11 protein-coding genes are annotated in these 16,107 nt (G+C 41.4%); 9 read left to right on the top strand and 2 right to left on the bottom strand.

Going from position 1 to position 16,107, the window contains the following annotated elements:
* The 7 genes from J8Z24_RS17105 to rluF all read left to right on the top strand — a co-directional run bounded on the left by J8Z24_RS17105 (position 1) and on the right by rluF (position 10,553).
* On the top strand, positions 1-2,484 hold the full coding sequence (locus J8Z24_RS17105; protein ID WP_176032194.1) for a glycogen/starch/alpha-glucan phosphorylase: 2,484 nt from the start codon (positions 1-3) through the stop codon (positions 2,482-2,484).
* 32 nt (positions 2,485-2,516) lie between these two features.
* Positions 2,517-3,791 (top strand): glucose-1-phosphate adenylyltransferase, encoded by a 1,275-nt coding sequence (glgC, locus tag J8Z24_RS17100; protein WP_128732475.1) that lies wholly within the window; start codon positions 2,517-2,519, stop codon positions 3,789-3,791.
* A gap of 16 nt (positions 3,792-3,807) precedes the next feature.
* A complete protein-coding gene (locus tag J8Z24_RS17095; protein ID WP_176032195.1) occupies positions 3,808-5,346 on the top strand; it encodes a glycogen synthase in 1,539 nt (512 codons plus the stop codon).
* A gap of 763 nt (positions 5,347-6,109) precedes the next feature.
* A complete protein-coding gene (locus J8Z24_RS17090) occupies positions 6,110-7,327 on the top strand; it encodes an EAL and HDOD domain-containing protein (RefSeq protein ID WP_176032196.1) in 1,218 nt (405 codons plus the stop codon).
* Complete coding sequence (locus tag J8Z24_RS17085; protein ID WP_252095826.1) at positions 7,327-8,424, top strand: DUF418 domain-containing protein; 1,098 nt, start codon at positions 7,327-7,329, stop codon at positions 8,422-8,424. The genes J8Z24_RS17090 and J8Z24_RS17085 overlap by 1 nt, the downstream gene beginning before the upstream one ends.
* Positions 8,417-9,490: an ABC transporter substrate-binding protein gene (locus J8Z24_RS17080; protein ID WP_128732525.1), complete on the top strand. Its 1,074-nt coding sequence runs from the start codon at positions 8,417-8,419 to the stop codon at positions 9,488-9,490. Before J8Z24_RS17085 ends, J8Z24_RS17080 begins: the two co-directional genes overlap by 8 nt.
* Positions 9,491-9,557: 67 nt before the next feature.
* On the top strand, positions 9,558-10,553 hold the full coding sequence (rluF, locus tag J8Z24_RS17075) for a 23S rRNA pseudouridine(2604) synthase RluF (protein ID WP_176032197.1): 996 nt from the start codon (positions 9,558-9,560) through the stop codon (positions 10,551-10,553).
* A 62-nt stretch (positions 10,554-10,615) separates the two neighbouring features.
* Here the strand turns inward: rluF and J8Z24_RS17070 are convergent, their stop codons facing one another.
* Together J8Z24_RS17070 and J8Z24_RS17065 are read right to left on the bottom strand one after the other, a co-directional pair.
* On the bottom strand, positions 10,616-13,684 hold the full coding sequence (locus J8Z24_RS17070) for an efflux RND transporter permease subunit (RefSeq protein ID WP_176032198.1): 3,069 nt from the start codon (positions 13,682-13,684) through the stop codon (positions 10,616-10,618).
* A gap of 1 nt (position 13,685) precedes the next feature.
* The gene (locus J8Z24_RS17065) at positions 13,686-14,765 is read right to left on the bottom strand and encodes an efflux RND transporter periplasmic adaptor subunit (RefSeq protein WP_252095825.1); all 1,080 of its coding nucleotides are present in this window, start codon (positions 14,763-14,765) and stop codon (positions 13,686-13,688) included.
* Positions 14,766-14,865: 100 nt separating this feature from the next.
* Between J8Z24_RS17065 and J8Z24_RS17060 the strand changes: the two genes are divergently transcribed.
* The gene (locus J8Z24_RS17060; protein ID WP_128732529.1) at positions 14,866-15,768 is read left to right on the top strand and encodes a LysR family transcriptional regulator; all 903 of its coding nucleotides are present in this window, start codon (positions 14,866-14,868) and stop codon (positions 15,766-15,768) included.
* Positions 15,746-16,063: an MGMT family protein gene (locus tag J8Z24_RS17055; RefSeq protein WP_128732530.1), complete on the top strand. Its 318-nt coding sequence runs from the start codon at positions 15,746-15,748 to the stop codon at positions 16,061-16,063. The genes J8Z24_RS17060 and J8Z24_RS17055 overlap by 23 nt, the downstream gene beginning before the upstream one ends.
* Positions 16,064-16,107 lie beyond the last annotated feature (44 nt).

Genomic DNA, 16,107 nt, shown 5'->3' with positions numbered 1-16,107 from the left:
ATGGCTAATAAAAGTGCACCAGTTTGCGTTGTGAAACATTGGCAAGATGCACCAAAGATAGATGAAGACACCTTAACCGACGATTTAACGCGTCATTTTTATTATACCTTGGGGCGTGACAAAGTCGGGGAATCCCGTTTGTACCTGTATCACGCTTTGGCACTGACAATCCGCGACCGATTAGTTGCTCGTTGCCGAGCGACCAAAGAACACATTAAAAGTCAGAAAACTCGAAAAGCTGCCTATCTCTCTTTAGAGTTTTTGATGGGCCGAGCGTTGTCAAATGCAGTGATTAATCTTGACCTTCATGAACAAGTGCAGTCGGCGCTACAAGAGTACTGCACTGAACTTGAAGAAGTAGCAGAGGCAGAGCATGATGCAGGCTTAGGTAATGGTGGCTTAGGACGTTTAGCAGCGTGTTTTTTAGATAGTTGTGCCTCACTTGCGCTTCCTGTTATTGGTTACGGTTTACGCTATGAGTTTGGTATGTTTAATCAAACCTGTGAGCAAGGTCATCAGGTTGAACAGCCTGATAACTGGCTCCGAGAAGGTCATCCATGGGAGCTGGCAGCGCCTGAGCAAGCAAGGCGAGTGAAGTTTTTTGGACATGTTGAGGTACATACTGATAAGCAGGGTAGGCAACACCACGAATGGCTTGATACGCAAGATGTCTTGGCCGTTCCGTACGACGTACCTGTGCCTGGGTATCGAAATGGTGTTGTAAATACCTTACGGCTTTGGAAGTCTGAAGCGACGGATGAGTTTGATTTAACCGAGTTTAATGCCGGGAGTTATTCAGAAGCGGTTGCTAAAAAAAACCAAGCTGAACAGATCACTATGGTGCTTTACCCTAATGACGCCAGTGAAAACGGTAAAGAGCTTAGACTAAGGCAGCAATACTTTTTATCCAGCGCAAGTTTACAAGATGTTATTGCTACATGGGTTGAACAATATGGAGATGATTTTAAGGACTTTGCTGACTTTCATGTGTTCCAACTTAATGACACACATCCTAGCGTCGCCGTTGCTGAACTGATGCGTATTTTGCTGGATGACTATGAGCTGGAGTGGGATGAAGCATGGAAAATAACGACCTCAACGATGGCCTACACCAACCATACTCTACTGCCAGAGGCTTTGGAGCGTTGGTCGGTCAGTCTTTTTCAACGTTTACTACCTAGGCTATTAGAAATTATTTATGAGATAAACGCTCGTTTCCTCTCCGAAGTCGCATTAAAGTGGCCAGGAGATATAGAGAAGCAGCGCGCGTTGTCGCTCATCGAAGAGTCAGAACACCCTCAAATTCGTATGGCATACCTTGCAATTGTTGGTAGTTATTCGGTAAACGGAGTTGCAGCTTTACATACCGAGTTATTAAAAGCTGGCTTATTCAATGACTTTTATCAACTATGCCCAGAAAAGTTCAACAACAAAACGAATGGGGTAACACCAAGACGTTGGTTGTCACATTGTAATCCACAACTTGCAGCGCTTATTTCAGAGAAAATCGGAGATGGCTGGCAAGCAGACTTTTCAAAAATCAGCGAGCTGCGTCGATTTTATGATAATCACGCTTTCCAACAACAATGGTTGGCGGTGAAGCAGCAAAATAAGCGCCGCTTAACTGAGCTGGTAAAACAAGAGTGTAGCGTAGAGTTTGATCCTGACATGATGTTTGATGTCCAAGTAAAAAGGATACACGAATACAAACGTCAGTTATTAAATATCCTTCATGTGATCCACCTATACGATCGAGTTTGCAGAGGGGAAGTTTCTGGGTTGGTTCCCCGTTGTGTTTTATTTGGCGGTAAAGCAGCGCCAGGTTATTACATGGCTAAAAAGATCATTAAACTCATCAATAATGTTGCAAGCGTTATTAATAATGATCCCGCAGCTAAGCCTTATCTTCGCGTTGCATTTTTACCAAATTACAACGTTTCAAAGATGGAAGTAATATGTCCTGGAACTGATTTATCGGAGCAGATATCAACCGCAGGCAAGGAAGCTTCAGGCACCGGAAACATGAAATTTATGATGAATGGTGCTGTGACAATTGGCACTCTTGATGGCGCTAATATAGAAATTAGAGACTGTGTCGGTGCCGATAATTTTTACTTATTTGGCTTGACAGCAGAAGAAGCTCAGCAGGCCAGACTACATTACCAACCGTTAAAAATCATAGAAAGTAATCAAGATTTAAACCGCGTGATGACACTATTGGAAAGCGGCCATTTCAATCTTTTTGAGCCTAATATTTTCGATGACATTATCAACTCAATAAAAAGTAGCTGCGACCCATGGTTAGTCGCTCAAGACTTTCCTTCTTATGTTGAAAGTCAAGAACATGCGGCTCAAGCATATAAAGACAAGGAACATTGGCTGCGTATGAGTATTCTCAATACAGCAGCGAGTGGAAAATTTTCCAGTGATAGAACAATTCAAGAATACAGCGATGATATTTGGCGATTGAGTCCGATGCAGTAGTCACCGCAACAAAGTTATGGAGAGAACAAATAATGCCTAATTATGCGAATCGTTATATTAGTACCCTCACTCGAGAAACATATGCTTTAATACTTGCGGGTGGACGAGGTTCGCGCCTTCATGAGCTCACCACTTGGAGAGCAAAACCCGCAGTATACTTTGGCGGTAAGCATCGAATTATTGATTTTCCACTGTCTAACTGTATTAACTCAGGGATCAGACGAGTGGGGATTGCCACGCAATATAAATCACACTCGCTTATCCGTCATGTTAATCGCGCATGGGGTCACTTTAAAAAAGAGCTGGGAGAATCTGTAGAGATATTACCGGCATCACAACGATATGGTGATGAGTGGTACTGCGGCACCGCAGACGCAGTATTTCAAAATATGGATATTATTCGTCACGAGCTCCCCAAATACGTGATGATCTTATCCGGTGATCATGTCTATAGAATGGATTACGGTGGACTGCTTGCAAAACACGTAGAAACAGGGGCTGATATGACCGTATGTTGTATTGAAGTGCCTTGTGAAGAAGCGGCAAAAACGTTTGGTGTAATGACGGTCGATGAGAGTAATCGGGTACGTCGTTTCGATGAAAAACCAGTTGACCCAACCTCTATTCCGGGCAAGCCTGGTGTGTGTCTAGCCTCGATGGGAAATTATGTTTTCAATACTGAGTTCTTATTTGAGCAATTAAAAAAAGATGCAGAACGTGAGGGATCAGGCCGTGACTTTGGCCATGATATTATTCCGGCTATTATAGAAGAGCACAATGTGTTTGCTTATCCCTTTAGCGATCCGTCATACGGCGGCCAACCTTATTGGCGCGATGTAGGTACGCTAGATTCGTTTTGGGAAGCGAATATGGAATTAGTTTCACCAGAGCCACAGCTCGATTTGTACGATCCGCAATGGCCTATTTGGACATATCAAGAACAGCTACCGCCAGCTAAATTCATTTTTGATGATGATGATAGACGTGGTATGGCAGTTGATTCAACGGTCTCTGGTGGTTGTATCATTTCAGGTTCTAAAGTAAAAAAATCCCTACTGTTCTCAAATGTGCATGTACATTCCTATTGCGAAATTGAAGGCGCAGTTGTGTTGCCTGGTGTAAAAATAGGGCGGAATTGTCGTATTAAAAATGCCATTATAGATAGGAGTTGCCAGATACCAGAGGGTATGACTATAGGTCATGATAACGAGCAAGATAAAGCGAATGGCTTCAGAGTGTCGAATAAAGGGATAGTGCTAGTTACCCGAGACATGTTGGCTGAGCTACCAAAAAAACATAATCAATAGTCCATGTAGAGGTATTATGCATGTAATTCTTGTGGCAGCCGAGAATGATCGGTTGCCAAATTGTAAAGTAGGCGGGGTAGCTGATGTTATCCGTGATATTCCTTATGCACTTGCGGAGCTTGGTATTAAAGTATCAGTTGTAACGCCTGATTACGGACAAATTGCGTTAAATCGACACTTTGTAGCAGATATTGCAGTGCCATTCCGTCAACATTTAGAGACAGCAACACTTTGGTCTGTGGAAAAATCTGACGGCGTTACTCAATATGTGGTCTCACATTCTTTATTTAGTGAGCACCATGGAGCAATTTATTGTAATGATACTCATCAACCATTTGCGACTGATGCAAACCGTTTCGCATTTTTTAGTGCGGCGGTGGCTGAGCTTATAGAGCATGAATTAATTGCAGACATAGATGTTGTGCACCTACATGACTGGCATGCCGCTGTGGTTGCGGTGTTGCGTCGATTTAGTCCGAGATTTAAACGCCTAAAGCAGCTAAAAACGGTATACACAGTACACAACCTCGCGCTTCAAGGTATACGACCTTTCAATCATGACTTTTCAAGCTTAGAGTCTTGGTTTCCAACACTGACTTATGATGGCCTTAGTATTTGCGACCCAAAATATCCTCATTGCTTTAATCCGATGCGAGCGGCCATTAATCTCACTGATAGAGTCCACGTCGTCTCTCCCAATTATGCAAAAGAAGTGATGCTTCCAAGCCACCGTGAACTAGGCTTTTTTGGTGGTGAGGGCTTGGAGGGAGATATGCAGCATGCTTGTCACGAAGGGCGGTTGGCAGGTATCTTGAACGGGTGTGTGTATGCTGAAGACGCAGAGACACACTGCCAAACCAATCTTATAGATTACTTGAAACTTGCTGAATCACACGTATTTCAATGGATGGCAAAGTCTAATCAGGTACTGTCTCGGTTTTACATTGCTCACCAGCGGATACAAGCTTGGCTTGGCGAGCCATTTGAAGGAAAAGTGATCACAAGTGTCGGTAGACTCACAGATCAAAAAGCGCTTATTTTAAGGCAGCCGACTCACGCTGGGATTGTTTTGGATAATATTGCTGAGTTGGCTGGTCGAAGCGGTGCTAGAATTATTATCGTGGGTTCTGGGGATCCTGCCTTAGAACAATTGTTCACTGAAATAATGGCAAGGCACGGTAACGTACTATTTTTAAATGGTTACGGCAAAGAGTTGGGGGAGTTACTTTATTTACTTGGCGACCTCTTTTTAATGCCTAGCTCATTTGAACCATGTGGAATAAGTCAAATGCTTGCGATGCGAGCTGGGCAGCCTTGTATCGTTCACAAGGTAGGTGGGCTTGCTGATACGGTAAAGCATAACGAAACAGGATATTGCTTTGAAGGTGATACACTTGCAGAGCAAGGTCGACAGCTTATCGCGATTTTTGAACTTGCATTAGCCGATCTGTGTAACAATCAAATCAAATACCAAGCGCTTTGCCAGCAGGCTAAACTACAGCGGTTTGACTGGTATAGTGTCGCCCAAAAATACACAGAGCAACTTTATCGATAAACGACGCTAGCTGCATTAATTAACCTAAACTCGGGATAATAACTGGTTCTCTAGCAGCGGTTATCCCTTACTACTGTGTTAAATTTGTATGCAACAGACTCGCTTTTGACACACAAATTCGCCTTGTATCAAGAGGCTAGCCAGATGTTACACTTTTTTAGCTTAGGTATTTTAAGTGATTAATACCAATTTGCTTAATTAAGTGGTCTATTTTGAGGCGAGAAAATCTTGTCGATAACTCCGCTAACGCGTCCTGCTATCGCTAAGGTACCTACATCCATATAGGCAAGGCAAAAATTTTGCTATTTAGTTGTTCTAAATGAGAAATTTTTAACGCTGTTAGCGTCAGATTTACTCCTTCAAATTGAGCAAGTATTAAGTCAAATTGGTATAACTAATCCTTCCCTCAGTTCTATTAATTACGTTGCGCATTTGCAGACTGGCGAGCACACTCGAAGATAAGTGAACGTTTACCAAAAATATAACCTGGCTAGCGACGAGGCTGGCTGCGAGTAAGGACTCTATTGTTTAAAGTTGGATTCACTCATCGCAAATTAGCACGAATCTTAATCAACCTTCTAGGCAAAAGGCAGCAAAAGCTGGCTTCAGCCTTTCTTTTTTTCCAAATTGCATTATCTTTTAAGCTATTATTTTGATTCTTAATAGCTTAGTTTGATTTTCTTTATCATCATAAAGGGTTAAAATCTAAAAAATAGTAAACCAAAAGTGCGAATGGTCACTTTGGCTACAAAGGAGTTTTTGTTTGAAGGTTTTTGTGGCTCGCCAAGCCATATTTAATCGTAAAAAACAAGTTGTTGCATACGAGTTGTTGTTTCGCGATGGTGTAAAAAATAGCTTTCCCAATATTGCAGATGATGCAGCGACAGCCAAGCTGATAATGAATAATCAACTTAACCTCGGTATGCGAAATCTCACTTCAGGGAAGAAAGCGCTAATTAATATTGGTCCAGATTCGCTGCGCCAAGATCTTTGTGAATTTCTGCCTGCCAATGATGTCATTTTAGAGTTGCTCGAGACTATTCCTCCAACAAAACAGAACTATGAACGTATTAGGGGGCTGTTTCATAGTAATTTTAGGTTAGCGTTGGACGATTTTCAGTATTCAAAAGATTGGGATCCTTTTCTGAAGCTGGTTAGATTGATCAAATTTGATGTCATGGAAAACTCACTCGACTCTATCGAGCCGGTTGTTAATATGATCAAAGCTCGAAAAAACATTAAGCTACTGGCGGAAAAGGTAGAAACTGAAGAAGAGTTTGAACAAGCTAAAAAAATGGGCTTCCAGTTCTTCCAAGGTTACTTTTTTGCTAAACCTAAAATGATAGAGCATAAAGATATCTCAATTAATTATGTCATTGTGATGCTTATCTACGAAGAAGCGTTAAAGTCAAATATGAGTATAACGAGGTTGGCTGAGTTATTTGCTCAAGATACTGCACTAGCCTACAAACTGCTGAGATTAATTAACTCAGGAGTATTTCCAATTAAGAGCCGGATTGAATCGTTGAAGCAAGCGCTCGTTTATTTGGGTAACGAACGAGTCAAAAAGTTTGTTAATTTAATCATGACTGCCCATGTGGCAGAGGGGAAGCCAACGGAGTTAACTCGGTTGTCGATAGTTCGTTCGCGTTTTTGCGAGCTTATTGCTCAACAGATCTCTCCTGGCTTGGCAAATATGAGTTTTATGACCGGTCTATTCTCGTTACTGGATGCAATACTTGATAAACCTATGGAGCAGGTAGTAAATAAATTGCCCTTTCCTGAGCAACTTCATGATGCGCTGATTGGCAAGCCCAATACGCTTTATTATATTTTAAATATTGTGAAAGCCTATGAATCGGGCAGCTGGTGGACATTACAGGACGCTTGTAGTTATTTGAATTATAAAGATGAAAACCTTCCTGATTTTCATGCTGCTGCGATAAACTGGGCTGATATGTATAAAAATCGCGTGTATTAATGAAAAGAATTATCGTAATGGATGCAATTCGAGGCTTTGCGCTACTCGGGTTGCTTTCCATGAATCTAGTGCACATGGCCAACTTTGAACTGGGTTATGTAGCTGCAAGTCCTGCTCATCATTTAGACCCCTTTTTTGCTATGGTGAATAGCATTTTTTTTGACGGTCGATTTCGCTCTCTTTTTGCAATGTTGTTCGGCGCAGCTCTGTGCGTCCAAGTGGCTAATGCCAGTTCATCAGAACAAGCAAAAATAAGACTCAAATGGCTGCTACTTTTTGGCATGGTGCATGGTGTGTTGATATGGCCCGGCGATATTCTTTTTAATTATGCCCTAAGTGGTTTTGTCGCTTTGAAATTTATAGACGCTCAGCGTGCAAAATTAATACGTTATACGGCAGGGTTTATCGTATTGCCGGCACTGTTATTGAGTTTACTATTGCTTGTTGACCCTGAAGCGAGCATAAACCGTAGCAGTCCAGAATACCTCGAGCTTGTACAACGAGTGCCGAATACTTATTGGCAGCTTGTTGTAAACAATGGTCTTTATTTCATTATTGTTAGTCTGCTTATTCCAGTTATTACTTTATGGTACACCGCAGGTTTAATGCTGCTCGGTATGCTACTTTTTAAAGACGGCTTATTTGAGTTAAATACGCGTGAACCGACAGAGAAAATTAATTTATATGCAGTTCTAGCTATTGTACTTTCATTTGTTGGATTTGTCGTTGAACGAAAGGTTGGTATTGCTTTTTTTGAAGGGATTGACTGGTTACTAGCTATACCAGTGGCTCTATTTTATATTGTGGTGATTAAATCAGTAATGCGAGCAAGTAGGTATAAATTATATACGATGCAAGTTGTGGGGCGATTGGCACTCACCCTTTATATCTCACAATCAATTATCTTTGTTAGCTATTTTCATTTCATTCAACCTGAAGCGATTAGTAAGTGGGATCGAGTGGACTACTTCGCTGCTTTTGTGGTTGCGACTATACTTCAGCTAGTTATTGCGAATCTGTACTTTAAGGTCTTCAAACAAGGCCCGCTCGAAAAGCTACTTAAGTGGTTAACGCTACGAAGGGGGGGTCATGATTAAAAAACTGTTTGTTGCTATGGCATTCTCGGTTTGCAGTGTAAAGGTAAGTGCGGCTGACTCTATTAACGTACTGTTTGTTAATCCTTCTTTACCCGGTGAGCCTTTTTGGCATCGTGTACAAGGCGCTACAGAAGCTGCCGCCGAGCAACTGGGTATACGCCTTAATGTGATTTATGGCGAAGGAAACAGAATAATCCAATTGTCAGAATTGACAAAATATTTGAATTATCGTGCCACACCTGACTATGTTATTTTAATTAATTATCCCGGTGGTGCAGAGGAGAGTCTTAGACTTTTAGAAAAGTATGAAATCAACCATATTACGTTAGAACAGACAATATCGGGACCAGAGAAGCTTGCGATTGGAAACCCAAAAGAAATATACAAATATTGGTTAGGTGAGCTGCATCACGACAACGATAAGGCGGGCTACGATCTAGCAAAACAACTTTATCTTCAAGCAAAATCAAAGGGTCATAAAGAAATATATCCAGTAGCAATCAATGGGCATTATGGTACGGAGTCAGACATTAGAAGTGGTGGTGCAAGTCGTTTTTTTGCAGAGGTTGGGGTGGCGCTACAGCAAACGGTATATGCTGGATGGTCAAAAGAGCAAGCGTTCGAAAAGACAAAAAAGTTGTTATCTCGTTATCCTAAAACAAACCTTATTTGGTGCGCGTCTGATTTAATGGCAATGGGCGCACTTACTGCTGCTGGAGAGAATAATAATCGTGCAGTTTTTGGTGGGTTTGACTGGTTAAATGATACATTTGAACTAATTAGAGATGATGATCTGCATGCTTCTGTAGGTGGACATTTCATGATGGGGGCATGGGCACTCGTTTCGATTTACGATCATCATAATGGCCATTCCTACTGGCAAAATAATTCAGAGTTAGCGTTTGATCTGATGGTGCTGACAAAAGAAAATCTCGATAGTTATCATTGGATTAAATCTGCAAAGAATTGGCATTCTATAGACTACAAAGCCATGAGCTTAATTGATAAACCAGACGCGCGGTATCAATTTTCACCAAAGTTATTGAGAAAAACCCGACAAAACTAGAAATCCGGTAGTGTAAAGGCCATTAAGCGATTACAATAATCGTTTTTACTCTATGTGGTTCCCTATTGTGACAGAACAAAAGCGCCTCAATAAATACATCAGTGAAACAGGATTTTGCAGCCGTCGAGAAGCTGATGACTTAATTGCTTCTGGCCGAGTTAAAGTAAATGGCACGCTACCAGAAATGGGCACTAAAGTGTCAGACGCTGACACCATTATTATTGATAATAAACCACTCAAAGCAAAGCCAAAATCGGTCTTTATCGCTTACAATAAACCGGTTGGTGTAACCTGTACCACTGAGCGAAAAATTAAAAGCAATATTGTGAGCGCTATCAATTATCCAGAAAGGATCTTTCCTATTGGGCGTTTAGATAGACCGTCAGAAGGGCTAATATTTCTTACTAATCAAGGGGATATGGTAAACAAAATTCTCCGAGCTGGAAATAACCATGAAAAAGAATATGAGGTGGTTGTTGATAAACCAATTGATGAGCGTTTTGTAAAGCGTATGTCATCGGGCATTCCGATCCTTGGCACGGTAACTAAACGCTGTAAGGTACGTAAAACTGGCATAAAGTCATTTACTATCATACTTACTCAAGGTCTAAATCGTCAGATAAGAAGAATGTGCGAATACCTCGGTTTTGAAGTAACGAGTTTAAAACGTATTCGAATTATGAATATCGACCTTACCGGACTTGCCAGCGGCCAATGGCGTCACCTCAGCGAGCAAGAAATGCGCGAAATTAATCGAGCTACGGAATCTTCGGTTAAAACACAAGAAGCCTCAGCGGGGGCGGGTGCAGGAAAAGTTAGCGATAAGTTCAAACGAAACGATGATGAGTCGAACGAAGTAAAGTTGCAGAAGCGCCCTCAAAACCGGAATACCAAGACGAGTGAATCGGGCCAAAATAAAGAAAGAGAGAGTAAAACACGGGGAAAACAATACCCTTTTGATAAAGGCAGAAGTAGTAAAACACGCAAACCCGGTCAGAAAAACAGTGGTAAACCCGCTAACAGAGTGAAGGGTACGCTGTCTTTAAATAAAACTAAAAAGTAGTGTGTCAAAGAAATCAATTTGAACGTAAAGCCCCTTGACAGTTTATCAAGGGGCTTTTTATTTTAAGCGTCTGGTTGCTTAATACCAAAATACACACAGTGAAGTACAGGAAGCACAATCAAGGTTAATATAGTAGCAAATCCAAGACCAAACATTATGGTAACAGCCATCGATTGGAAGAACACATCAAATAGCAGTGGGATCATGCCTAGGATGGTCGTAATAGCAGCCATTGAAACCGGTCTTACACGACTCACACCAGAATCAAAAACAGCTTGATATGGAGACTTACCAGATTCAATTTCAATATTAATTTGATCCATCAGTACAATCCCATTTTTGATGAGCATTCCTGATAAACTCAACAACCCGAGTAATGCCATGAAACTAAAAGGGGCTTGCAATAAAACAAGTCCGGCAGTTACGCCTATAATGGCAAGTGGCACGGTTGACCATATCACTAAAGGTTTCTTCACTGAATTAAATAGCAATACAGTGATCATGAACATAGCAAGATAGCCAATTGGTAGCGAGCCAAAAATTGCAGTTTTCGCTTTACTAGATGACTCATATTCACCGCCCCATTGCATCTCATAGCCTTGAGGAAGCTCGATAGCTTCAATATCGCTTTTGACTCGTGCAAACAGTTTTGCAGGAGTTTCATCACCAATAACGTCATGATCCGCCATAACAGTAATTGTGCGTTTTCTGTCCCTGCGCATGATAAGGCTATCTTCCCATGTAACACTGAAATCATCTACGATCTGGGAAACCGGAACGTAAACACTTAAAACTGGGCTAAATATTTGTAGGTCGCCCAAGTTTTCAACATTTAGCCGCTCTTCTTCCGGCGAACGAGCGATGATTGGTAGTAATTGAGTGCCATCTCGATATAAGCCAACTTTACTACCTGATACTGAAGAAAGTAATAACTGATCTAAATCAGATTTGCTGATCCCCAAGCGTCTTGCTTTAAGCTCGTTAAACTGTGGGCGGATGAGCTTAGTTCTCTGACGCCAGTTATCTCGAATGTTAAATGCTTTCTCATCTCGTCGAATTATATTTTTAGCTTCTTCCGCCAATTGCCTTAAGACAACAGGGTCTGGGCCAGAAAAACGAGCTTCAATTTTAGCATCAGTAGATGGGCCTATTTCCATTCGTTTAATTTTTAGTTGACCGTCTAGTTCGTGTTGATTTTCATACTCACGCAACTTCGCAATCATACTGACAACAGCATCTCTGTCTTTTACTCTGACAATAAGCTGGCCGTAAGCGTCATACTGCTTTTCTGGTGAGTAGGTTAACATAAATCTAGGTGCACCTTGGCCAATCGTTGTGGTGACCTCATTTACAAGTGGATCGGCAAGTAAGAATGATTCTATTTTCTCGACATTTTTCGCTGTGCTACGGATATCAGCACCTTGATAGTGCCAATAATCTACGTAAAACATAGGTGTATTCGATGCGGGAAAGAATGATTGTTTTACTGATTTGAAACCGACGACCGCACCAACAAGTAATAACACCATTGAGATAATAGTTACCGCTCTGTGCTTGAGGCAAAACGTCAGCATTGACTTGTATACAGTAAAGATTACGCCTTTATAAGGGTCATCATCTTCAGTGTCATCATTGTTTTCTTTTGCTTTTGGCCCTTTAAACATGGCATTAGCAAAAAATGGGGTAAGCGTGATAGCGGTAACCCAACTTAGTAATAGTGATATTAAAAGCACCCAGAATAAAGAACCGGCAAATTCGCCACTTGCATCTGAGCTCAATCCTATTGGTGCAAAGGCGGTAATGCCAATCACAGTTGCGCCAAGAAGCGGCCACTTAGTTTGCTCTACAATATTAACCGCAGCTTGGAGCTTTGATTGTCCACGTTTTATATTTATCAAGATCCCTTCGGTTACAACGATGGCGTTATCTACCAACATTCCCAGCGCTATGATTAATGCACCAAGCGAGATCCGTTGTAAGTCAATGGCGAACATCTTCATAAAAATAAATGTACCGAGCACGGTTATGAGTAGGATACCACCTATCAATATGCCACTTTTCACGCCCATAAAAATAAGTAGCACAATAATAACGATAGCAACCGCTTCAACCAGACTGATGATAAAGCCATCAACTGAGGTCTCCACTTCGGTAGGTTGGTTGTATACCGTATTGATGGTAATACCATAAGGTCGTTGATATTCAAGCTGGGTTAAATGTCGGCCGATCTCTTTACCCACTTCAACCACATTAACGCCAGACGTGAAAGAAACACCCACTAATAAAGCGCGCTGCTGTGCAAAACGAGTGATGTGGTTGGGGACTTCTGCATATTCACGAGTAACGGTTGCTACATCCCCAAGATATATTAATTCTTTAGCACCAGGCTTTGAAATGAGTAATCCCTCAAGCTCAGAGACATCTGTAAACTCTCCTGTTGGGTGGAGTCGGATTGATTCATCTCCAACTCTGATTTTACCCGCGTTTGAAACGGTATTTTGCGCTTGAAGTAAAGAAAATATGTGGCTTGTTGGGATACCAAGCTGGGATAGTTTCTGCGTTGATATTTCAACAATGACTTGGGCTTGCTGCTCACCAGCCACGGTCACTTTACTTACGCCATCGACTAAAACTAACTCTCGTTTCAAAAAGTCCACATAATCTTTTAGCTCGTCGTATGAGTAACCTTCGCCTGTCACGGCATATAGCTCTCCGTATACATCGGCGAAATCATCAATAACGCTGGGTGTCATGACTCCCGGAGGGAGTTTGGGTGCTAGATCATTTACTTTACGTCTTAGCTCATCCCAAATTTGTTGTAGATCTTTTTTTCGATATTTACTCTTCATCTCAACCGTGATCTGGGACTTACCCGGTGATGAGATGGAAGTCACATAGTCGACGTAGGGCAAAGATTGGATTGCATTTTCAATTGGAAATGTAACTTCTTCTTCGACTTGCTGAGGTGAAGCACCAGGGTACATCGTCACAACCATGGCTTTTTTCAACGTAAACTCAGGATCTTCAAGTTGACCCAAGCCGAGATAAGATACTGCACCTGCTATCAGTAAGAGCAAGGCAAACATCCAACTGATAACTTTATTTTCAATTGACCATTTGGCTAAACTCATATTACAGGCCTCTTTCTTTCGTCCAAGGTCTCACTTTCGCACCTTCTTGTAGATAATGTACGCCAGCTGCGACGATCTTTTCACCAGGTTCAAGACCAGAAGTTACCTCTATCCCAGTGTGATTGAGCTGACCTACAGTAACTTTGCGTTTGCTTACCGTTTGTCGGTCGTTGTGGTAAATCCAGACATAACTGTTTTCATCCGGGTTTTGCTCTTTATCGGAAAAAACAGCTTGGTTAGGGATAATGATTGCCGTATTGTCTTTGTTTGTTATCTTGCTTGGGTCGACATAAACATGACCTGTCATGCCAGCAAAAAGGTTAAAATCTTCTGGAATAGGCAAACTAAAAACAACTTTATAAGTAAGCGTTGCAGGATCTGCTTGTGTATCCCACTCCTTAATTGTCAATGGATATGATTTACTCGGATAACCATCAAAAACAACCGTTGGCTTGTAGTCTGAATCTTTGTCTACGCGCGCAACAATACGCTCTGGCACTTGAATAACAACGTCCATCATATCGCGAGTTTCTAAACGAAGAATATTTTGTTTTGCAACGACATTCTCGTAATTTTTTACAAATACTTTTGCAACTGTACCGCTAAAAGGTGCTCGTAGTTCACTGTATTCCAAATTCGTTTTAGCGATTTTAAATGCCGATTCTGCTACTTGTTTATCCGCTAGAGCTTTATCAAATTCAGCTTTAGTCGCAATGCCTTTTTCGTAGAGTGGCTCTATTCTTGAGAGTTGCGCTTTCGCTAGTTCAAATTGGGCTTTGCGCTGCTCGTATTGGAGATTGAAATCTTCAGGATCTAACTTTGCCAACAGTTGGCCTTTTTGCACGTCTTGGCCGGCAAGAACAGGAAACTCAATGAGTTCACCATTGACACGAAAAGCGAGATAGGAGCCTTGGTTTGCAACCACTTCGGCAGGAAAGCTGCGTAGTGTACTACTATTTGGATCTGAGACCGTGTGGATTTTTACAGGTCTTGTTGGGGCTTCTACTTGAGTTTGTTCAACTTGTTCTTGGCAGCCCAGTAATAAAGTAGCCAATACAAGCCCAGAAAACACTCTTAACATTTTGTTCTCCATGACAACGTTAATTATAATGCGTGCAGAATAATAGAATTACTTATAAAATAAAAATTATAAAACATTCTCTACTGCATAAGATTTATTTATGAAGATTTCAGACTTAGCAGTATTTTGTACTGTTGTTGAAGCACCTAGTCTTACCGAAGCTGCAAATAAGCTTCATAAAACGCAGCCAGCGGTCTCGCAATCAATAAAAAGATTAGAACAATCTATGGGATTTGCGCTGTTTGAGCGTGAGAAATACCGTAATATATTGACAGAACAAGGCCGCCGATTTTACTTCGAGGCTGAAAAATTATTAAATCATCATAGAGATCTTTCATTACTCGCGAATGAATTTGCGGCTGGTAATGAGCCAAGCTTTAATATCTGCTACGAGCCAATTGTCTATCAACACCAAATTGATGAAGTACTAGGACGTGCATTTATGAAGTTTCCCTCGACTGAAATGAACATTTCAAGTGGTAAGCGCTTTTTTGCGCTAGAGCAGGTTACTCAAGGAGCCGCAAATCTGGGTATAGGCCCTTGGTTTGATTTATTTCATTCAACAGGCGATCTTGAAACCATGCCGATAGGGAAAATTAAACTCGGTCTAGTCTCATTACATGGCTACATGCCACAATCGTTGGGCTTTGCTGAGCTTGCTAATTACCCGTCTCTTGCGATGAAAGAGAGTAAATTTAATTTTGACAGCGAACGTCTGGCGTATGGCAATAGTAAAAACGTGATGAAACTAGACGATGCGTTGGCGATAAAAAGATACCTTTTACAAGGCATGGGATACGCGCTTATCGGCCTTAACTTTTGCCGTGAGGAAATTGACTCTGGTATTTTACAGCGTGTACGTGTTAACGATCGAAAGGACGAGTTTGAAGCAGAGATCCATGCTTTTCGCCTACATATTTCTCATCATGGGCCAGTGGCTAGATATTTTTGGGATCAACTAAAAGCGTTGAATAAAGCATATGAAGACCATCGAACAACATGAACTAGCAGAACGAATGTTTACCGTGATAGGTGCCATTCCAAGAGGAAAAGTAGCCTCTTACGGACAAGTCGCACGTTTAGCCGGTTTTCCCAATCATGCCCGTAAAGTAGGGCAGTTACTTAAACATTTACCACCAGAATCGACTCTGCCTTGGTATCGGGTAGTGAATAGTCAAAGGCGCATTTCATTTGCATCAGATAGCGATAAATTTCAAGAACAAAAACAACGTTTAGAAGGTGAGGGCGTGACCTTTTCTGGCACAAATCTCATAGCAAAGCAATGTTTTTGGGAGTAACAAATTTAGAACCCTTCATATTCAACTGATCCAGATAAATAACA

Origin of the sequence: Pseudoalteromonas sp. SCSIO 43201 (genome assembly GCF_023716725.1) — a bacterium.
Classification (GTDB): domain Bacteria; phylum Pseudomonadota; class Gammaproteobacteria; order Enterobacterales; family Alteromonadaceae; genus Pseudoalteromonas; species Pseudoalteromonas peptidolytica.
The sequence above is the reverse complement of the archived record's forward strand: the minus strand, read 5'-3'. Positions and strand labels throughout refer to the sequence as shown.

What these genes read in the sequence shown, in the direction of transcription:
- J8Z24_RS17060 (WP_128732529.1), top strand. Translation starts at nt 14,866, where the DNA reads ATGAAGATTTCAGACTTAGCAGTATTTTGTACTGTTGTTGAAGCACCT.
- J8Z24_RS17070 (WP_176032198.1), bottom strand. Translation starts at nt 13,684, where the DNA reads ATGAGTTTAGCCAAATGGTCAATTGAAAATAAAGTTATCAGTTGGATG.
- J8Z24_RS17085 (WP_252095826.1), top strand. Translation starts at nt 7,327, where the DNA reads ATGAAAAGAATTATCGTAATGGATGCAATTCGAGGCTTTGCGCTACTC.
- J8Z24_RS17080 (WP_128732525.1), top strand. Translation starts at nt 8,417, where the DNA reads ATGATTAAAAAACTGTTTGTTGCTATGGCATTCTCGGTTTGCAGTGTA.
- J8Z24_RS17055 (WP_128732530.1), top strand. Translation starts at nt 15,746, where the DNA reads ATGAAGACCATCGAACAACATGAACTAGCAGAACGAATGTTTACCGTG.
- J8Z24_RS17095 (WP_176032195.1), top strand. Translation starts at nt 3,808, where the DNA reads ATGCATGTAATTCTTGTGGCAGCCGAGAATGATCGGTTGCCAAATTGT.
- J8Z24_RS17105 (WP_176032194.1), top strand. Translation starts at nt 1, where the DNA reads ATGGCTAATAAAAGTGCACCAGTTTGCGTTGTGAAACATTGGCAAGAT.
- glgC (WP_128732475.1), top strand. Translation starts at nt 2,517, where the DNA reads ATGCCTAATTATGCGAATCGTTATATTAGTACCCTCACTCGAGAAACA.
- J8Z24_RS17065 (WP_252095825.1), bottom strand. Translation starts at nt 14,765, where the DNA reads ATGTTAAGAGTGTTTTCTGGGCTTGTATTGGCTACTTTATTACTGGGC.